Here is a 19773-nt window from a genome sequence, read left to right on the forward strand (position 1 = left end):
ACCTGGTGGCTGAAGCCGTGCCGGTGCAGCATCTTCGCGATCGCCGACAGCGTCATGCTCTTGTGGAACCGGCGCCCGATCAGCGTCTTGATCCGTGCCAGGGTCCACGTCTGGTCCGGCCAGCCGTGCGCGACCGGCCCCTTGGCGAGCTCCTGCTCAAGCACGATGAACAGGGCCTCGCTCAGCTTGGGCCGTGACACGGGCCCGGCAGACTGCAGTCCCTCGGGCCCGGCGTCGTGCCAGGCCCGGCGCCAGCGCTGCACCGAGCGCACACTCACCCGTAAGTCTTTGGCGACCTCGACGTTGGAGGCACCCGCTGCAAATCGCTCCGCGGCCTCCAGCCGGATCCGCTCGCGAAACGCCTGCCGTTCAGGCGTCAGCCCACCACCCTGCGGATATCTCACACAACCGGCATACCGCAACGATCACCCATCGTCAGCCCGTAACGACAACACGCCGCAAAGGTCAGTAAGCGGAGCGAGGCTCCTGCTCGGCGGCACCCCACTGCCGCCAGGTGAGGGCGACCCGGTCCGCGTCCACGGTGCGCGAGCCCTTGGACGCGGCTGGGTACACGGCGATCTGCTCCAGGAGAAGAACGACCAGGCCCTTCTTGGCCTTCAACGGCGCGTGCTTCCACCAACGCACGAGATCCGGGACGTCCCCGACGGGGACGTGCTTCACCTGCTTCAAGAACCGGGCCTGTGTCGCCTTCTCCCGGATCAGGTTGGTCAACTCCTTGTCTGCCGCCTTGAACGCGGCGAGCGACATACCTGACCCCCTGGCATAATCCGCGCCCAACTTCTTCTGCCGCCGACGCGCCGAGGCGACCTGCTTGTCCAGGTCCGCTGCCTGGGCGAGCAGGTCCTCGCGTACGGCGGCGATCAGCTCTGCCACCTCGGGTTTGGCCAGTTCGGCCAGGACGTGTTCCGCGACGTACGTCTCGAACAGATCGGCGTTGATGCGTACTTTGCCGCAGCCGCCCGGGTGCTGTGCCGAGCTGGGAGGGCAGCGGTGGCCTCGGGCTCCGGCGTTCGACGGCGACGCGCCCAGCGTATGACCGCAGAGGCCGCACACACTGATGGGACCTGAGAGCAGGTACTCCCGCTGGTCACCGCGCTGCTTGTCGGGGTCGCTGACCTGCCGCAGGGCACGGATGGCGAGGAAGTCCTCTACCGGGATGATCCGAGGGCCGCCGCTGTCGACCAGCTCGCCGTCTTCGGTCTCCCTCAGACCAGCGATGGCCGGGTGATGGAGGACGCCGGCCAGCACATCCGGCTTGAACTCGTTGCCCTGGGTGGTGCGGTAGCCGTGTTCGGTCATCCATGCAGTGATCGCCGGCCAGCTCTGTTTCTCCAGCCGCCGCGAGGCGGCGGCTCGGATACCTTCCGCCTCGTCCTCGCGTACGCGCTGGTACGCCATGTCCCAGAAACCGTAGAGCCTTGGCATGATCTCGACCCCTCTACCCGACCCCTCCCAACATCCACTAATTTACCAGCGAGATAGGTCACAGTTTAGATAGACCACCGAACACCTCAGAATCGCGCATTGCTCGTAATCATGGACTCACCTCCGTACGAGGCTCGACACCGAGCACCCTCCACAGCTCGGCCGTCGGTACACGGACCGTACCCCCAAGGGGCAGCGTCCTGACGGGGAACGTGCCCGTCCTGATCAACTCGTACGCCTTGTCGCGGCCAATGCCCAGGGCACGTCCAGCCGTTGTCACATTGACCGTGGCGGGGAGAGCAAGTAGCTCCTCCAGCCCCATGGCTCCGGTCGGCCCGCCCGCTTCCTGAGCAGTCATGTCGTTGGTCGCCTGTCTCCCCCGCGCCAACATGCTGGCAACTTTACAACGGTGTCCGACAGCCCCAGCAAGATCGAAAGAGATCACGCCAGACACGTACGGATACGTACGCACAACCCGGCTGGCCTGGAGCCAGCCGTCAGCAGGGGGTCGGATGTACTCGCCGAACTTCTACCGGCGATGCCAGTGCAAGGGTCCACTCATGGACAAGACGGGCAAGCCCGTCCTGAACGACGACGACAGCCCGAAGACCGGAGACATAGGGCTGACGTGCCCCAAGCTCGGCCGCAAGGGCCACGGAACGTGGTACTTCTCCCTGGAGTTGGAGCGCGGGGAGAACGGCAAGCGGCGCCGCGTCAAGCGCGGCGGCTTCCCCACCAAGGAGAAGGCCGAAGAGGAGGCCGAGAAGGTCTTCAAGGAAGCCGACCGCGGCACCGACGTTCTGTCCACCGAGACGATGGCCGACTACCTGCGGCGCTGGATCGACGCCAAAAAGTCCCTCGCCCGCACCACCCAGCACGGCTATCAGGAGCACATCGACAACTACCTCATCCCCCACCTGGGCCACATCAAGCGCCGTGACCTGCGCGTGCGCCACCTGGACCAGATGTACAAGGCCATCGAGCGTGAGAACGCCGAGCGCACGCTGCACCGCCTGCGGGTCGAGGAACTGACCCAGGCCCGCGACGCCGCCCACACAGCGTGGGTCCGCGCCGCAGGCCAGAAGGAGGAACGCCGACGCACCCGGCGTGCCTACCTGGAGGCCAACGCCGCACTGCGCGAGGGCCGCAAGGGACTGCGCAAGGTCACCTCCCCCGCAACGATGCACCGGATCAACGACACCATCTCCTCCGCCATCACCTGGGGGATGAAGCGGGAAGAGGCGTTCAGCAAGAACTGGGCCCAGCTCGTCGAGCTGCCGACGGTCAGCCGGCCCAAGCCCCTGGTGTGGACGCCAGAGCGGGTCGAGCACTGGAAGCGGACCGGGGAGAAGCCAGGCCCCGTCATGGTCTGGACACCCGAGCAGACCGGGCAGTTCCTCGACTTCGTCCGAGACGACTGGCTCTACGCCCTATGGCACTCCTTCATCTTCCTCGGCCCCCGACGGGGCGAGATGTGCGCCCTTCCATGGCCGGAAGTCAGCCTCGACAATTTCTGGCTTCGCATATCCGCCCAGATCGTTGAAGTGGCCTACCGGCTGTACGGCGAAGCGCCCAAGGCCGACAGCGTCCGCACGCTGGACCTGAGCGAGGAGTCGACCGAGGTCCTGGCTCAGTGGCGAGCCAAGCAGGACCAAGCGCGTGAGGAGTGGTCTGGAGTAGAAGCCTGGGTCGAGTCGGACCGGGTCTTCACGCAGGAGAACGGCGAGCCCCTTCACCCCGACTGGGTGAGCCGACGCTTCAAGCGCCTGGTGGAGCTGTCCGGTCTGCCGCCGGTCCGCCTCCATGATCTCCGGCACATCTCGGCAAGTCTGTCGCTACTCCAGGGGAACGACATCAAGGTCATCCAGGAGCGGCTGGGCCACAGCTCGCGCCAGATCACCTCCGACACCTACACCAGCGTCCTCCCCGAACTCGCGCGCCGCGAGGTCGAGTCCATGACGGCCGTGATCCCGCGCAGCGTCCCCTACAACGTGCTCCGCCCGCTCACCCTTCCCCAGAAGCTGTTCAGCGACGGCACGGCCGTCGTCTACGCCGACGCTGCCCGAGACGCCGACGGCGCCTGGACGATCAGCGTAAAGACTCCGCGCAACAGCCGCCCGCTCGGCAAGATCAAGACAGCCGTCGCCAGTCAGGAGAACGCGACCCGGACCGTGATCCAGTGGGTTCGCGACCACTGCAAGGACACCCGCCTGAGGATCTTGTCGGCGGACAAGGTGACTACACGTCTTCCAGGGCTGGGGAAGGGCCAGCATCACCTTGCCCGCTTCGTCATCGACGACGGGACGGAGATGGACCCTGAAGCGTGGGCGCCCGTCCCTGTCGCCCCAGGCGACTCCGAGGCCTCCAAGGAAGATCAGGAACGCTCCCAGGAGGCCGCACAGGGGCCTCAGGCCCGAGTGGGGACCTCCGGGCCCCTGTAGGGTCCCTGGATCTTGGTCTGGCGGAGTGAAGGAGGGCCGCCACGCTGGCGTGGCGGCCCTCCTTCGTACGTTTCCGCAGATAGAAACGCTTCTGCGCGTGTAGCGACTGGTGGGGCGGGTGGGACTCGAACCCACGGCCGACGGATTATGAGTCCGCTGCTCTAACCGGCTGAGCTACCGCCCCATAACGGCGTGTCGCGTACAAGTGTGCGCGCCGTCTGCCGCAGCATAGCCGCTCATACGATCTCCTGCCTCGGATGGTCGGCTTCCGCGCTGCTCATGACCTTGAGGACACCGCGGCGGGGGCAGCGGTTCCCGTGGACCGGGAACGGACATGAAAAAGGACCCCCAAGGGGTCCTCGTTCACTGCGCTCCCCCGACTGGACTCGAACCAGTAACCTGCCGGTTAACAGCCGGCTGCTCTGCCAATTGAGCTACGGAGGACCGAAGCTCCCCCGACTGGACTCGAACCAGTAACCTGCCGGTTAACAGCCGGCTGCTCTGCCAATTGAGCTACGGAGGATCGCCTCGATTGCATCGAACGTGCCTACCCGGGTATTCGCCAGGGGGCGGGCGCTCGCTGCGACACATACATTAGCGCAAGCAGGGGGGTGCTCCGCCAATCGGTATCCCCCGGCGCCAGCGCCGCACCAGAGACCTACACACGGGAAGGGTGGCAGCCATGCGCTACCGGCTCACGTTCCTCGGCGGACTGGCCCTCGGTTACGTACTCGGCACGAGGGCCGGACGCGAGCGCTACGAACAGCTGAAGAAGTCGGCCCGGCAGATCGCGCAGAACCCGGCGGTGCGCAACACCGCCGAGAGCGCGGCCCAGCAGAGCCGGGTCTACGCCGGCAAGGCGTTCCACACGGTCAGCGACAAGGTCGGCGACCGTGTCCCGGAGTCGGTGGCCCAGCGGGTCCGCACCCTGCGGGAACGCAACGGCAACGGCAGCGGCGGGGACGACTGGGGCACGAGCAACACCTAGGGGGCGGGCACCCGCACCCCGGCGGATCACAGTCACCCCCGCCGATACGGCAAAATCCCTTGGCATGGGGATAGTCGCCGGCTTGGACAGCTCACCGGAGTTCACGCGGATCGTGGTCTGCGACACGGACACCGGTGCCGTACTACGGCAGGGGTACGCCCCGCATCCGATGGAGGGACGTCCGAGCGACGTCGACCCGCAGGCCTGGCTGCTCTCCCTGGGGGAGGCGGCCGGCGGCGGTCTGCTGGAGGGCGTGCAGGCGATCGGCGTGGCGTCCCAGCAGAACGCGGTCGTACCGCTGGACGCCCAGGGCAACACCGTCCGCCCGGCCATGGTCGGCGGGGACAAGCGCGCCCAGGTCGCGGCCGCCGACCTCGTGGACGCGCTCGGCGGCAAGGAGGCCTGGGCGCAGGCCGTCGGCTGCGTGCCGCAGGCGGGCCGGCCGGTCACCAAGCTGCGCTGGCTCGCGAAGAACGAACCGGAGAACGCGCGGCGCACGGCCGTCCTGCTCCAGGCCCACGACTGGCTGGTCTGGCAGCTGCTCGGCCGGCCCGTGCGCCGGACCACCGACCGCGGCGGGGCCTCCGGCACCGGGTACTGGTCGGCGGCCACCGGCGCCTACCGGCCCGACCTGGTCGAGCTGGCGCTCGGCCACCAGGCGGTGCTGCCGGAGGTGATCGGCCCCGCCGACGCGGCCGGTACGACCCCGGAGGGGCTGCTGATCTCCGCCGGCACCGGGGAGACCATGGCCGCCGCGTTCGGGCTGGGGATCGGCCTCGGGGACGCGGTCGTGTCGCTGGGGGCGTCCGGCTCGGTGATGGCCGTGCACCCGGAGGCGCTCGCCGACCAGACCGGGATGATCACCTCGCTCGCCGACGCGACCGGCATGCACCTGCCGGTCGTCACCACCCTGAACGCCGTACGCGCCCTGCGCGGCACCGCCGAACTCCTCGGCCTGCCGGACTTGGAGAGCCTGTCCGACCTGGCCATGAAGTCCACTCCGGGCGCGCACGGGCTGGTGCTGCTGCCCTATCTGGAGGGTGAGCGGACGCCGAACCTGCCGCACACCGCGGGGACCCTCGCGGGGCTGCGGCGTGAGTCGATGAAGCCCGAGCACCTGGCGCGGGCGGCGTTCGAGGGCATGCTGTGCGGGCTCGCGGACGCGCTGGACGTGCTGCGCGGGCGGGGCGTGGAGGTGCGGCGGATCTTCCTGCTGGGCCCGGCCGCCGAGCTGCCCGCCGTGCAGGCCTCGGCGCCGTCGCTGTTCGGCGCGCAGGTCGTCGTACCGCAGCCCGCGGACTACACGGCGATCGGCGCGGCCCGGCAGGCCGCCTGGGCGCTCGGTGTGTCGCAGGGCACACTCGACCCGCGGACGCCGCCGGCCTGGCAGGGCGCGGCGGCGCAGGTACTGGAGCCCGGCGAGGAACTGGCCGTGGGGCAGGCGGTGCGGCAGCAGTTCACGGCGGTGCGGGAGCAGACGCATCCGGGGGCTTTCCGCTCTTAGCTCAAGGAGAGCGGCGGCCGGGTTAATCGGTTGAGGTAACGCGGGTGGAGTGTCCGACGATAGGGGCCAAGGGCAACCGTTCAGCCCTGTCGCCGACTCCGAGAGACGTAGCGTGCTCATACGACTTCTGCGGACCTATCTCAGGCCCTACAAGAAACCCATCGCCTTGCTGGTGGTGCTGCAGTTCCTGCAGACCTGCGCCACCCTCTACCTGCCCACTCTCAACGCGGACATCATCGACAACGGTGTCGTGAAGGGTGACACGGGTTACATCCTGTCCTTCGGCGCCCTGATGATCGCCATCTCGCTGGCGCAGGTCGTGTGCAACATCGGCGCCGTGTACTACGGCGCCCGGACCGCCTCCGCGCTCGGCCGGGACGTGCGCGGTGCCGTCTTCGACCGGGTCCAGTCCTTCTCCGCGCGTGAGGTGGGTCACTTCGGGGCTCCCTCCCTCATCACCCGTACGACGAACGACGTGCAGCAGGTCCAGATGCTGGTCCTGATGACGTTCACCCTGATGGTGTCGGCGCCCATCATGTGCGTGGGCGGGATCGTGCTGGCGCTCGGCCTGGACGTGCCGCTGTCGGCGGTACTGGTCGCCGTCGTACCGGTGCTCGGCGTCTCCGTGACGCTGATCGTGCGCCGGCTGCGCCCGCTGTTCCGGTCGATGCAGGTCCGTCTGGACACGGTGAACCGGGTGCTGCGCGAGCAGATCACCGGCAACCGGGTGATCCGCGCCTTCGTCCGTGACGAGTACGAGCAGGGCCGGTTCGGCAAGGCCAACGCCGAGCTGACCGACATGCAGCTGGCCACCGGCCGGATGCTCGCCCTGATGTTCCCGATCGTGATGACGGTGGTGAACCTGTCGTCCATAGCGGTGGTGTGGTTCGGCGCCCACCGGATCGACAGCGGCCAGATGGCCATCGGCGACCTCACCGCGTTCCTCGCCTACCTGATGCAGATCGTCATGTCCGTGATGATGGCCACCTTCATGTTCATGATGGTGCCGCGCGCGGAGGTGTGCGCCGAGCGCATCCAGGAGGTCCTGGACACCGAGTCCAGCGTCGTGCCGCCGGCGGCTCCCGTCACCGAGCTGCGCGCGCACGGGCACCTGGAGATCCGGGGGGCGGGCTTCCGCTACCCGGGTGCCGAGGAGCCGGTGCTGAAGTCCGTCGGCCTGACGGCCCGGCCCGGCGAGACGACCGCCGTGATCGGCTCCACCGGCAGCGGCAAGTCGACGCTGCTCGGACTCGTCCCCCGGCTGTTCGACGCCACCGAGGGCGAGGTCCTCGTCGACGGCACGGACGTCCGGGAGGTCGACCCGCGGCTGCTCGCGAAGACCGTCGGACTGGTGCCGCAGAAGCCGTACCTGTTCGCGGGCACGGTCGCCACGAACCTTCGCTACGGCAATCCGGACGCCACCGACGACGAGCTGTGGCACGCGCTGGAGGTGGCGCAGGCCAAGGACTTCGTGAGCAACCTGGAGGGCGGTCTGGACGCGCCGATCGCGCAAGGGGGCACCAACGTCTCCGGCGGTCAGCGGCAGCGGCTCGCCATCGCCCGCACGCTGGTGCAGCGCCCGGAGATCTACCTCTTCGACGACTCCTTCTCCGCGCTCGACTACGCCACGGACGCGGCCCTGCGCGCGGCGCTCGCCCGGGAGACCGCCGAGGCGACCGTCGTGATCGTCGCCCAGCGGGTGGCGACCATCCGGGAAGCGGACCGGATCATCGTGCTGGACGAGGGCCGGGTGGTCGGCACCGGCCGGCACGCCGAGCTGATGGCATCCAACGAGACCTACCGGGAGATCGTGCTCTCCCAGCTGACGGAAGCGGAGGCCGCCTGATGGCCGGTCCCATGGGACGCATGATGGCCGGGGGCGGCCCCGACCAGCGCTCGATGGACTTCAAGGGGTCGGGCAAACGGCTCGTCGCCCGGTTCGGACCGGAACGGTTCACGATCTACGGCCTGCTGGCCTGCGTGGTCGTCAGCGTGGGCCTCAACGTGATCGGCCCGAAGATCCTCGGCCGGGCCACCGACCTCGTCTTCGCCGGCATCATCGGCCGGCGGATGCCGGCCGGGGCAGGCAAGGAGCAGGTGCTCGACTCCATGCGCGAGCGCGGCCAGGGCCGGGTCGCGGACATGCTGCGGGGCACCGACTTCACGCCCGGCAAGGGCATCGACTTCGGTGCCGTCGGCGACGTGCTGCTGCTCGCCACCGGCACCTTCCTGGTCGCCGGTCTGCTGATGGCGGTCGCGACCCGGCTGGTGAACCGGGCCGTGAACCGCACGATGTACCGGCTGCGGGAGGACGTGCAGACGAAGCTGTCGCGGCTGCCGCTGTCGTACTTCGACAAGCGGCAGCGCGGTGAGGTGCTGTCCCGGGCGACCAACGACATCGACAACATCGGGCAGACGCTCCAGCAGTCGATGGGGCAGCTGATCAACTCGGTGCTGACCATCGTCGGCGTCCTCGCGATGATGTTCTGGGTGTCGTGGATCCTGGCGCTGGTCGCGCTGGTGACCGTACCGCTGTCGTTCGTGGTCGCCACCCGGGTCGGCAAGCGGTCGCAGCCGCACTTCGTGCAGCAGTGGCGCTCCACCGGCAAGCTGAACGCGCACATCGAGGAGATGTACACCGGGCACACCCTGGTGAAGGTGTTCGGCCGGCAGCGGGAGTCGGCGCAGCAGTTCGCCGAGCAGAACGAGGCGCTGTACCAGGCCGCGTTCAAGGCGCAGTTCAACAGCGGTGTCATGCAGCCGCTGATGATGTTCGTGTCGAACCTGAACTACGTGCTGGTGGCGGTCGTGGGCGGGCTGCGCGTCGCGTCCGGCTCCCTCTCCATCGGTGATGTGCAGGCCTTCATCCAGTACTCGCGGCAGTTCTCTATGCCGCTGACCCAGGTGGCGTCGATGGCGAACCTGGTGCAGTCCGGTGTCGCCTCGGCCGAGCGGATCTTCGAACTCCTGGACGCGGAGGAGCAGGAGGCGGACCCGGTGCCGGGCGAGCGGCCGGAGGAGCTGCGCGGGCGGGTGCGCCTGGAGCACGTGTCGTTCCGGTACGACCCGGAGAAGCCGCTGATCGAGGACCTGTCGCTGACGGTGGAGCCCGGGCACACGGTGGCGATCGTCGGCCCGACCGGCGCGGGCAAGACCACGCTGGTCAACCTGCTGATGCGGTTCTACGACGTCTCGGGCGGCCGGATCACGCTGGACGGGGTCGACATCCGGAGGATGACCCGGGACGAACTGCGGTCCGGGATCGGCATGGTGCTCCAGGACACCTGGCTGTTCGGCGGGACCATCGCGGAGAACATCGCGTACGGCGCCTCGCGCGAGGTCACCCGGGGCGAGATCGAGGAGGCGGCCCGGGCCGCGCACGCGGACCGGTTCATCCGCACCCTGCCCGACGGGTACGACACCGTGATCGACGACGAGGGCACGGGGGTCAGCGCCGGTGAGAAGCAGCTGATCACCATCGCGCGGGCGTTCCTGTCCGACCCGGTGATCCTGGTGCTGGACGAGGCGACGAGCTCGGTCGACACCCGTACCGAGGTGCTGATCCAGAAGGCGATGGCCAAGCTGGCGGCGGGCCGTACGTCGTTCGTGATCGCCCACCGGCTCTCCACGATCCGGGACGCGGACACGATCCTGGTGATGGAGAACGGCTCCATCGTGGAACAGGGCGGGCACGCCGAGCTGTTGGCGGCGGACGGGGCGTACGCGCGGCTGTACAAGGCCCAGTTCGCGCAGGCGGTCGCCGAGGTCGACTAGAGCGCGGTGCGGACCGGATCGAGCCGCTCGTGCCGGCCGGTCCGGTCCGTGGCCCGTCGGTGGGCCGACCACCACCAGAGCGGACTCCGCGGAATCCGCGGGAAACCGTGTGAAACATTTCGCTCCCCCACCGCATCAATGAGGTGGACGCGTCACGCGATGCAAGGGGAGCTGATGGGACGACAGGCCAGGGCTGAGGAGTATGCGGAGTTCGCGGCCGTGCGGGCCGGACATCTGTACCGGGCCGCCTGTCTGCTGACCGCCGGGGACACGCATCTCGCCGAGGACCTCGTGCAGGAGACGCTCGGGCGGATCTACGTCCGCTGGGGACACGTGGCGCGGGCCGACAACCCGGCCGCGTACGCGCAGACCGTGCTCACCCGCGTGTTCCTCACCCATCAGCGGCGCCGCAGCAGCGGGGAACGGGCGACCGGAACGCTGCCCGAGGTGGCGTACGCCGCCGGGGACACGCCGCTGCGGCTGACGCTGCTCGACGCGCTCGCGCGGCTGCCCGCGAAGGACCGGGCGGTCGTCGTCCTGCGGTACTGGGAGGACCGGTCCGTCCAGGAGACCGCCGACGCCCTCGACGCGAGTTGCGCCGCCGTACGGACCCGCTGCACGCGGGCGCTGGCCCGGCTGCGCGAGCTGCTGGGCGAGGACGTCGGCGCGTACGCCCGGCCCTGACACCGCGGTCCGCCCGCCCGCGCTCACCCGCCCCCCTCTGTCACTCACCTCGCCGAAACGGTGGTTCCGCCATGCCTTACGACCAGCACAGCGACCCGCACACCGACCCTTTCGAGGACCGGCTGTCCGCCGCCCTGCGCCAGGCCGGCGGCGCCTTCGAGACCGACCGGGGCGCGCTCGCCGCGGCCGGCGCGCTGCGGGGCCGGCGGTTGCGGCTGCGGCGCCGGGCGGCCGTCGTCGGCGGGATCACCGGGGTGGCGCTCGCCGGGGCCGGCGGGGCGCTCCTCGTACCGTGGGGGCACGGCTCCCCGGCCGCGCCGCGGCAGTCCTCCGTCGCCGTCGGCCCGCGTCCCGGCGCAACCCACGCGCCGGGCGTCGGCAAGGAGCAGATGATCCGGACCCTGGAACGGCTGCTCCCGCCGGGGAAGTCCGGTGAGGAGACGGGGCGTGGGTCCGAGGAGGGCCCCGCCGTGTTCCCGTTCGCCTCCGTCGTGTACGACGACGGACACGGCGCCGCCGCCGTGTCCGTCAGCGTCAACCGCGTGGAGCCCGGCGGGACCGACGCGCGGCAGGCGGTCGAGTGCCCGGACAAGGTCTACGTCCCGTACGACTCCTGCGTCACGAACCACCTCACGGACGGCTCGGTGATCAGGGTCATGCGGGGCTACGAGTATCCGGACCGGCGTGCGGACACCAAGCTGTGGACCGCGGAGCTGGTCACGCCGACCGGTCAGCACGTCGCCGTGTCGGAGTGGAACGCGCCCTCCGAGAAGGGCGCCGCCGTCAGCCGGGACGAGCCTCCGCTGGATCCCGCGGCCCTGACCCGGCTCGCGTCGGCCAAGGAGTGGCGGATCCTCGTGGACGCCCTCCCGCGCGACCCGCGCCGGCCCACCGCCGACCCCACGGACCCCGGCGCCGGCCTGCACGCCCGTACCCGGCTGCTGTCCCTGCTGCCCAGGGGGCTGAAGGTCGTCGGCAAGAGCGGTGACGACGGCGACTTCGCCTACGCCGTCGTCGACGACGGCAAGGGCAGGAGCCTGGTGCAGGTCAACGTGCAGCCGCACCAGGACGAGGTCCGCGACGATCTCTTCGGCCCCGACGACGAGACGCTCGCCGACGGCACGCGGGTCGCCGTGCACCAGGGCCCGGGCGAGAAGGGCGGCGACGGCGTCGTCATGTGGACCGTCGACACGATGCGCGAGGACGGCTTCCGGGTCGTCATCAGCGCGTTCAACTCCGGCTCGCAGCACGACTCCGCCACCAGGGCCGCACCGGCCCTCACCGTCGCGCAGCTCCGGGAGATCGCCCTCGACCCGCACTGGCGGAGCTGAGGCCCGTCAGTCCAGATAGCCCCTCAGCTGGTCCGCGAAGGCGTGGTCGCGGAGCTTGCCGAGGGTCTTGGACTCGATCTGCCGTATCCGCTCCCGCGTCACGCCGAAGATGCGGCCGATCTCCTCCAGGGTGCGGGGGCGGCCGTCGACCAGGCCGTACCGGAGCTGGACGACCTTCCGCTCGCGTTCGCCGAGCGTGGACAGGACGGCGTCCAGGTGCTCGCGCAGCAACAGGAACGCGGCGGACTCCACCGGGCTGGCCGCGTCGCCGTCCTCGATGAGGTCACCGAGGGCGACGTCGTCCTCCTCGCCGACCGGGGCGTGCAGCGACACCGGCTCCTGGGCGAGGCGCAGCACCTCGCAGACCCGCTCGGGCAGCAGGTCGAGGTGGGCGGCGACCTCTTCGGGAGTCGGCTCGCAGCCCCGCTCCTGGAGCATCCGCCGCTGCACGCGCACGACCCGGTTGATCAGCTCCACCACGTGGACCGGGACGCGGATGGTGCGGGCCTGGTCGGCGAGCGCCCGGGACATGGCCTGGCGGATCCACCAGGTGGCGTAGGTGGAGAACTTGTAGCCGCGGGCGTAGTCGAACTTCTCCACGGCCCGGATCAGCCCGAGGTTGCCCTCCTGGACGAGGTCGAGCATGGTCAGGCCGCGGCCGACGTACCGCTTGGCCACCGAGACGACGAGCCGCAGGTTCGCCTCGATGAGCCGCCGCTTGGCCACCCGGCCCATGACGACGAGCCGGTCCAGGTCGAGCGCCAGCTGGCTGTCCAGGTCGGGGGTGCTGCCGAGCTTCTCCTCCGCGAACAGGCCCGCCTCCACCCGGCGGGCGAGCTCCACCTCCTCGGCGGCGGTGAGCAGCGGGATGCGGCCGATCTCGCGCAGGTACTGGCGGAACAGGTCCGCGGAGGGGCCGCCGGACTCCGGGCGGGCGGCGACGGGAACCTCGACGGGTTCCTCGGGCTCGTCCGTGAACGCGTCGGCGGGCGGCTCCGCCGTCTCCCCCGGCACGGCCTCCGGGTGCAGGGCGGCACGGCCCTGCGGGGGCACGGCCGTGAGGACGTCCGCCTCCGCGTCCGGCTCGTCCGCGGTGGTGCTGGTGGCGCTGGTCGTGCTGTGGGTCTGGGTGAGGGTCTGGGTCTGCACGGGGGGCGACCTCCAGGATGATCGCTGCTGAAGGTGTGCGGCAGCGTGCGCTCCGAGGCTCGGGCACCGCCCCCAGTGTGGGGTACGACACAACGCCGCCACGAGGGTCGTGCGGTGACTTTTTGCATCGGTCCGTGACGGAGCGGTTACGCAGCTCGTCGGACTATGCGCTCGGCACCTGCGGCTCTTCCCCCTAGAGCGCCTCCGCGCCCCGTTCCCGCAGTGCCTGGTCGTACTGCTGGAGGACCCACAGCTCGTTCTGTACGGCGGCCAGTTGGGCGGGGTCGCCGCCGGTGGAGAGGCGGGTCATCTGGGACTGGATGTCACGGATGCGGCGTTCCACGGCGCGGCGGCGGATCTGGACGAGGACCGTGCCGGCGTAGGTCTCGTCCACCGTGCGGCGCAGGATCGGTTCGACGGCCAGCTCGGTGACCATCGCGCGGACCGTGTCGTCCGGCGCGGCCTCACGGACCCGGACCAGGTACTCCTGCGGGTCCTGGACGCCGTACTCGGCGCCGCCCGCCTCCGCGACGGCCTGGCGCACGGCGGCGTACGGCGGCGCCGTGAACTCGTCCACGCCGTAGGCGTCGAAGGCCGGGGAGACCAGCTCGGGACGCTGGAGGGCGAGTTTCAGCAGCTCGCGTTCGGCGGCGAACACCGGGTTGCGCAGGGTGAGCGCCGGGCCGGAGTTCGCGGGGCGCGGGGAGTCGGCCCACTGCTGCTCGGGCCGGCGGCGCCGGTCGTCCTGCTGCGGGCCCTTGCCGTCGCGGGCCCAGCGGGCCAGCTGGGCGACCCGGCGGACGACGAACTGGGTGTCGAGGATGCCGAGCATGCCGGCCAGCTCCACGGCGACCTCGTGCTGGGCGCCAGTGTTCTTGATCTTGGCGACGATCGGCGCGGCCTCGTCCAGGGCGGCGGCGCGCCCCGCCGGGGTGTCCAGGTCGTACCGCGCCACGATCTGGCGCAGCGCGAACTCGAAGAGCGGCGTGCGCGGTTCGACCAGGTCCGCCACCGCCTCGTCGCCCTTGGCGAGGCGCAGGTCGCACGGGTCCATGCCGTCCGGCGCGATCGCGATGTAGGTCTCCGCGGCGAACTTCTGGTCGTCCTCGAAGGCGCGCAGCGCGGCCTTCTGCCCGGCCGCGTCACCGTCGAAGGTGAAGATCACACGCGCGCTGCCGTTGTCCATCAGCAGCCGGCGCAGGATCTTGATGTGCTCGCCGCCGAAGGCCGTACCGCACGTCGCGATGGCCGTGGTGACCCCGGCCAGGTGGCAGGCCATGACGTCCGTGTAGCCCTCGACCACCACCGCGCGGCTGGACTTCGCGATCTCCTTCTTCGCCAGGTCGATGCCGTACAGCACCTGGCTCTTCTTGTAGATCGGCGTCTCGGGGGTGTTGAGGTACTTCGGGCCCGTGTCCGCCTCGTACAGCTTCCGGGCGCCGAAGCCGACGACCTCGCCGCCGATGTCCCGGATCGGCCACATGAGGCGGCCCCGGAAGCGGTCGATGGGGCCCCGGCGGCCCTCCTGGGCCAGGCCGGAGGCGACCAGCTCCTTGTCGGTGAAGCCCTTGCCGCGCAGGTAGCGGGTGAGGTGGTCCCAGCCCTGCGGGCTGTAGCCGACGCCGAAGTGGACGGCGGCGGCCTGGTCGAAACCGCGATCGGCGAGGAAGACCCGCCCGGTCTCGGCCTCGGCGCTGGTGGCGAGCTGCTCCGCGTACCACTGCGCGGCGACCTTGTGCGCCTCGACCAGGCGGATCCGCTCGCCGCGCTGGTGCGCCGGGTTGTACCCGCCCTCCTCGTACCGCAGCGTGATGCCGGCCTGCGCGGCCAGCCGCTCGACCGCCTCCGAGAAGGAGAGGTGGTCCACCTTCATCACGAAGGTGATGGTGTCGCCGCCCTCCTGGCAGCCGAAGCAGTGGAAAAGTCCCTTGCTCGGGCTGACCTGGAAGGACGGCGACTTCTCGTCGTGGAACGGGCACAGGCCCTTGAGGTTGCCGCCGCCCGCGTTGCGCAGCTGGAGGTACTCGGAGACCACGGCGTCGATCGGGACCGCGTCCCGTACCGCCTTCACGTCCTCGTCGTTGATCCGTCCTGCCACGGATGAAGTCTACGGGGGCGCGGTGACAGTCCCGGTGCCCGCGGGGATCAGGGGGCGAGGTCGCCCAGCGGTACGTGCGGGTCGGAGAGGGCCTCGACGTTCACCCGGACCCGGGAACGGATCAGGTTCTGGATCGGCTCTGTGACATCCCACACGTTCACGTTCATCCCGGCCAGCACGCGTCCCTCCTTCACCCAGAACGCGATGAACTCCCGCTTGCCGACGTCGCCCCGGATCACCACCCCGTCGTACGTCCCCGGCGGCGCCCACCCGCTGTACTCCATGCCCAGGTCGTACTGGTCGGTGAAGAAGTACGGCACCCGGTCGTAGGTGACGTCCTGGCCGAGCATCGCGCGGGCCGCCGCCGGGCCCCCGTTCAAGGCGTTCGCCCAGTGCTCCACCCGCAGTCGGGTGCCGAACAGGGCCAGCGGGAAGGACGCCACGTCGCCGGCCGCGTGGATGTCGGGGTCCGAGGTGCGCAGCCGTTCGTCGACGACGATGCCGCCGCCGTGCGCCCGGTCGGCGATCTCCAGGCCCGCCGCCTCCGCGAGCGCGACCCGCGGTGCCGCGCCGATCGCCGCGAGGACGTCGTGCGCCGGGTGTTCCTCGCCGTCGTCCGTGCGGACCGCGAGGACCATGCCGTCCTGGCCGATGATCTCGGTGAGCCGCACGCCGAAGTGGAAGCGGACGCCGTGCTCGCGGTGCAGCTGGGCGAAGACGTTGCCCAGCTCGGGGCCGAGGACGCCGTGCAGCGGGGTCGGCTCCGGTTCGATCACCGTGACCTCGGCGCCGTACTCGCGGGCCGCCGCCGCGACCTCCAGGCCGATCCAGCCGGCGCCCGCGATCACCAGGTGCCCGTTCTCCTGGCCGAGGTGGTGCAGGACGCCCTTGAGCCGCTCGGCGTGCGCGAGGCGGCGCAGGTGGTGGACGCCCGCCAGGTCGGTGCCGGGGACGTCCAGGCGGCGCGGCTCGGCACCGGTGACCAGGAGCAGCTTGTCGTAGCGGACGAGGGTGCCGTCGTCACCGAAGCGGACCGTCTTCGCCGTACGGTCGATCCGGTCCACGGTCTGTCCGAGGTGCAGCTCGATGTCGTTCCGCGCGTACCAGGCGGGTTCGTGCACGAAGACGCTGTCGCGCTCCTCCTTGCCGAGCAGGTGGCCCTTGGACAGCGGCGGGCGCTCGTACGGGTGGTCGCGTTCGTCGCAGATCAGTATCACCCGGCCGCTGAAGCCCTCCGCGCGGAGCGTCTCGGCCGCCTTCGCGCCGGCGAGACCGCCTCCGACGATGATGAATGTCTGATCCGCGTCGACCACTTGATGCCTCCTCGTAAGGGTGCCGCCACATGCGAGCGTCCCGCACACGGCGTGCTGCGGGAAGAGGGTGTGACCCGATCAGGCCACGGCCGGTCATGTTCCTCTCACATATGCCCTGTCAGTCTCGCGTGCAGCGAGAGCGCGGAGGCGTCGGTGAGGGAGGCGATCTGGTCTACGATCACCCGCTTGCGCGCCCGGTCGTCGCCCGCCGCGTCGAACAGCGCCCGGAACTGGGGGTCCAGACCCTCGGGCGCGCGGGCGGTCAGCGCCTCGGCCAGCTCCGCGACGACGACCCGCTGGTCGGCGCGGAGCCGCTCCTGCTCGGCGCGCTGCATCACGTACCGGACCGCGACCGCCTTGAGCACCGCGCACTCCATGCGGGTCCCGCGCGGTACGACGAGTTCGGCGCCGTAGCGGGTGAGCCGGCCGGTTCCGTACGCGCTGCGGGTGGCTCTCTCGGCGGCCAGGCAGAACCGGCCGATGAGCTGGCTGGTGGCGTCCTTCAGCCGGGCCTGGGCGACGGCCGTGCCGTCGTAGCCGTGCGGCCACCACTCCTCGTCCTGGAGGCGGTCCAGGGCGGCGGCGAGTTCCGCCGGATCGGTGTCCGCGGGCACGTACCGGCCGACGGCGACCGCGAACACCGCCTGCCGTTCCGGCTCCGCGTGCAGGCAGTTGGGGTCGATGTGGCCGGCGTGCAGTCCGTCCTCGACGTCGTGCACCGAGTACGCCACGTCGTCCGACCAGTCCATGACCTGCGCCTCGAAGCAGGTGCGGGCGCCGGGCGCGTACGCCCGGACCCAGTCGAACACCGGGCGGTCGTCCTCGTACACGCCGAACTTGCCCGACGCCGGGTCGGTGGGGTGAGCGCCGCGCGGCCAGGGGTACTTGGCGGCGGCGTCGAGGGTGGCGCGGGTGAGGTTCAGGCCGACGGACCCCTCGGGAGTGAACCGTTTCGGCTCGATGCGGGTGAGGAGGCGCAGGGACTGGGCGTTGCCCTCGAAACCGCCGCAGTCGTCGGCGAACTCGTTCAGGGCCTGTTCGCCGTTGTGGCCGAAGGGCGGATGACCGAGGTCGTGCGAGAGGCAGGCCGCCTCCACCAGGTCCGGGTCACAGCCGAGGGCCGCGCCCAGTTCCCGGCCCACCTGGGCGCATTCGAGGGAGTGGGTGAGGCGGGTGCGGGGGCTGGCGTCCCAGATCTGGCTCCTGGTCCCCGGGGTCACCACCTGCGTCTTGCCGGCCAGGCGTCTGAGCGCGGCCGAGTGCAGGACGCGGGCGCGGTCGCGCTGGAAGGCGGTACGGCCGGGGCGCTTGTCGGGTTCGGGGGCCCAGCGCTCGGCTGACGCCGGGTCGTATGCCGTCGAGAGTGCGGTGCCTTCCATGCCTCGACAGTAAGCCACCCCGTGCCGCTCAGGCGGCCGCGGCCGACCGTGCTGACGCGCTCTGGTCGTAGCGGTGCAGGATCAGGTGGGCCATCGCGTCCTGGGCTCCCAGCGGAGCCGACGCGATCCACGGCGCCGCTCGCGCGCACTGCGTGGCGAAGCGGCCCGGGGCCGTGAAGCAGGAGGCCACGGCCACCCGGTGGCGGCCCCTCGCCGCCAGGGCGCGCAGAGCGGTCGGCACCGTCGGCGTCGCCGCCGAGGCGTACGCCGGGATCACCGGGACGTCCAGGCGGGCGGCGAGGAGGCGGGCGGTGCGGCGGGTGTCGCCGGCCGAGTCGGGGTCGCGGGAGCCGGCCGCGGCGAGGACGACGGCGGTCGAGCGGCGGGCGGTGTCGTCCATGGCGGTCGGCCAGCCGGCCTCCAGCAGGCGGGCGTGCAGGGCCTCGGCCAGGAGGGGGTGGGGGCCGAGGGGCGGAGCCGTACGGGTGTCGGCCGAGGCCGCCGCGGCCATCTCCGGGATGTCCTGCTTCACGTGGTAACCGCGGCCCAGGAGGAGCGGGACGAGGACGGCGGGGGTGTCGCCGAGGGCGGCGAGGGTGTCGGGGAGCAGGGGCTCGTTCAGCTCGATGTGGCCCAGGCGGACGGGGAGGCCGGGCCGCAGTGCGCGGACCCGGGCCATGAGGGCCCGCACGGTGGTGAGCGCCCGCGGGTCGCGGCTGCCGTGGGCGACCAGCACGAGGGCGGTCGGGGCCGGGCGGCGGCGGCCGAGCGGGGAGACGAGCCGGCTGCCGGTGCGGGGTGGGGTGGACGCCGTCATGGAGCGATCCTGACCGGGGCACGTTGCGTGCCCGTTGCGCGGCCGTCACGGGTGTTTTCCTCGGGTTCACCTCGAACGCCCGCGCGGTGTGAGGCGAACCGGACCGGCGTCGCCGGCGTCCTCCATGGTCGGAGGCGAGCACGGGGGGACCGTATGAAGATCCGTCGGCCGCGATGGCCGCGCACGCGGGCCGGGCAGCGGCGGCTGGTGCGGGCCGTGATGGCCGGGTGTGTGCTGGCGCTGCTGCCGTCGACCTGGCTGTACGTGTCCACGGCGGACCGGCTGCGCACGACGGCGGACGTCCCGCGCACCGAGGTCGCGGTGGTGTTCGGGGCCGGGCTGTGGCAGGGGGAGCCGTCGCCGTACCTCGCGCACCGGCTGGACGCGGCGGCGAGGCTGTACCGGGCGGGGCGGATCGAGGTCGTCCTGGTCACCGGGGACAACAGCCGGGAGGACTACGACGAGCCCGACGCCATGCGCGCCTACCTCACGCGGCACGGGGTGCCGGACACCCGGATCGTCGGCGACTACGCCGGGTTCGACACCTGGGACTCCTGTGTCCGGGCGAAGAAGATCTTCGGCGTCGACCGGGCCGTGCTGATCAGCCAGGGATTCCACATCCGGCGGGCGGTGGCGTTGTGCGAGGCGGCGGGGATCGAGTCGTACGGCGTCGGAGTCGACGCGAAACACGACGCGACCTGGTACTACGGCGGGACGCGCGAGGTGTTCGCGGCGGGCAAGGCGGCGCTGGACGCGGTGCTGCGGCCGGATCCGCGGTTCCTGGGGCCGCGGGAACCGGGGGTGGCGCGGGCGCTGGCCGCCGGGCGGTGACGGTTCCCTCACGGCGGC

At 71.0% G+C, this 19773-nt stretch carries 14 protein-coding genes, 3 tRNA genes and 1 pseudogene; 8 read left to right on the forward strand and 10 right to left on the reverse strand.

Translation table 11 applies throughout. The features are described from left to right. Together ACZ7N4_RS03135 and ACZ7N4_RS03140 are read right to left on the reverse strand one after the other, a co-directional pair. On the reverse strand, window positions 1-404 hold a 404-nt coding region (locus ACZ7N4_RS03135; RefSeq protein WP_471353164.1), incomplete at its 3' end, for a helix-turn-helix domain-containing protein. A gap of 61 nt (window positions 405-465) precedes the next feature. Continuing rightward, complete coding sequence (locus ACZ7N4_RS03140) at window positions 466-1446, reverse strand: recombinase family protein (RefSeq protein WP_471353166.1); 981 nt, start codon at window positions 1444-1446, stop codon at window positions 466-468. 560 nt (window positions 1447-2006) lie between these two features. Between ACZ7N4_RS03140 and ACZ7N4_RS03145 the strand changes: the two genes are divergently transcribed. After that, window positions 2007-3887 carry a tyrosine-type recombinase/integrase gene (locus ACZ7N4_RS03145; protein WP_471353168.1) on the forward strand — a complete coding sequence of 627 codons (1881 nt, stop codon included), beginning with the start codon at window positions 2007-2009 and terminating at the stop codon, window positions 3885-3887. Between the two features lie 107 nt (window positions 3888-3994). On the opposite strand, the gene ACZ7N4_RS03150 is transcribed toward ACZ7N4_RS03145, so the two are convergent. From ACZ7N4_RS03150 to ACZ7N4_RS03160, 3 genes are all read right to left on the reverse strand, one after another. Then, window positions 3995-4071, reverse strand: a tRNA-Ile gene (locus ACZ7N4_RS03150). A gap of 187 nt (window positions 4072-4258) precedes the next feature. After that, window positions 4259-4331, reverse strand: a tRNA-Asn gene (locus ACZ7N4_RS03155). A 6-nt stretch (window positions 4332-4337) separates the two neighbouring features. Next, a tRNA-Asn gene (locus ACZ7N4_RS03160) sits at window positions 4338-4410 on the reverse strand. Window positions 4411-4569: 159 nt separating this feature from the next. On the opposite strand from ACZ7N4_RS03160, the gene ACZ7N4_RS03165 reads away from it, so the two are divergent. The 6 genes from ACZ7N4_RS03165 to ACZ7N4_RS03190 all read left to right on the forward strand — a co-directional run bounded on the left by ACZ7N4_RS03165 (window position 4570) and on the right by ACZ7N4_RS03190 (window position 12168). Next, a complete protein-coding gene (locus tag ACZ7N4_RS03165; RefSeq protein WP_471353170.1) occupies window positions 4570-4875 on the forward strand; it encodes a YtxH domain-containing protein in 306 nt (101 codons plus the stop codon). A gap of 64 nt (window positions 4876-4939) precedes the next feature. Next, window positions 4940-6379: an FGGY family carbohydrate kinase gene (locus ACZ7N4_RS03170; protein ID WP_471353172.1), complete on the forward strand. Its 1440-nt coding sequence runs from the start codon at window positions 4940-4942 to the stop codon at window positions 6377-6379. Window positions 6380-6491: 112 nt separating this feature from the next. Further along, on the forward strand, window positions 6492-8225 hold the full coding sequence (locus tag ACZ7N4_RS03175; protein ID WP_471353174.1) for an ABC transporter ATP-binding protein: 1734 nt from the start codon (window positions 6492-6494) through the stop codon (window positions 8223-8225). Next, a complete protein-coding gene (locus ACZ7N4_RS03180; protein WP_471353176.1) occupies window positions 8225-10153 on the forward strand; it encodes an ABC transporter ATP-binding protein in 1929 nt (642 codons plus the stop codon). The genes ACZ7N4_RS03175 and ACZ7N4_RS03180 overlap by 1 nt, the downstream gene beginning before the upstream one ends. Before the next feature lie 174 nt (window positions 10154-10327). After that, a complete protein-coding gene (locus ACZ7N4_RS03185; protein ID WP_471353178.1) occupies window positions 10328-10837 on the forward strand; it encodes a SigE family RNA polymerase sigma factor in 510 nt (169 codons plus the stop codon). A 71-nt stretch (window positions 10838-10908) separates the two neighbouring features. Then, window positions 10909-12168 (forward strand): hypothetical protein, encoded by a 1260-nt coding sequence (locus ACZ7N4_RS03190; protein WP_471353180.1) that lies wholly within the window; start codon window positions 10909-10911, stop codon window positions 12166-12168. A 6-nt stretch (window positions 12169-12174) separates the two neighbouring features. On the opposite strand, the pseudogene ACZ7N4_RS03195 reads toward ACZ7N4_RS03190, so the two are convergent. The 5 genes and pseudogenes from ACZ7N4_RS03195 to ACZ7N4_RS03215 all read right to left on the reverse strand — a co-directional run bounded on the left by ACZ7N4_RS03195 (window position 12175) and on the right by ACZ7N4_RS03215 (window position 18924). Beyond that, window positions 12175-13393 (reverse strand): annotated as a pseudogene (locus tag ACZ7N4_RS03195) (RNA polymerase sigma factor). A gap of 117 nt (window positions 13394-13510) precedes the next feature. Further along, window positions 13511-15415, reverse strand: a complete 1905-nt coding sequence (gene dnaG / locus ACZ7N4_RS03200) for a DNA primase (protein WP_471353182.1) — start codon at window positions 15413-15415, stop codon at window positions 13511-13513. A 47-nt stretch (window positions 15416-15462) separates the two neighbouring features. Beyond that, entirely contained in the window at window positions 15463-16728 is a 1266-nt protein-coding gene (locus tag ACZ7N4_RS03205; protein ID WP_471353184.1) for an NAD(P)/FAD-dependent oxidoreductase, read from the reverse strand. 104 nt (window positions 16729-16832) lie between these two features. Continuing rightward, window positions 16833-18107, reverse strand: a complete 1275-nt coding sequence (locus ACZ7N4_RS03210) for a deoxyguanosinetriphosphate triphosphohydrolase (protein WP_471353186.1) — start codon at window positions 18105-18107, stop codon at window positions 16833-16835. 28 nt (window positions 18108-18135) lie between these two features. Then, a complete protein-coding gene (locus ACZ7N4_RS03215; protein WP_471353188.1) occupies window positions 18136-18924 on the reverse strand; it encodes a sirohydrochlorin chelatase in 789 nt (262 codons plus the stop codon). Window positions 18925-19077: 153 nt separating this feature from the next. Here ACZ7N4_RS03215 and ACZ7N4_RS03220 point away from each other — a divergent pair, with 153 nt between their 5' ends. Further along, window positions 19078-19755 (forward strand): SanA/YdcF family protein, encoded by a 678-nt coding sequence (locus tag ACZ7N4_RS03220; RefSeq protein ID WP_471353190.1) that lies wholly within the window; start codon window positions 19078-19080, stop codon window positions 19753-19755. Window positions 19756-19773: the final 18 nt, after the last annotated feature.

The organism is Streptomyces sp. NPDC107654, assembly GCF_055639035.1.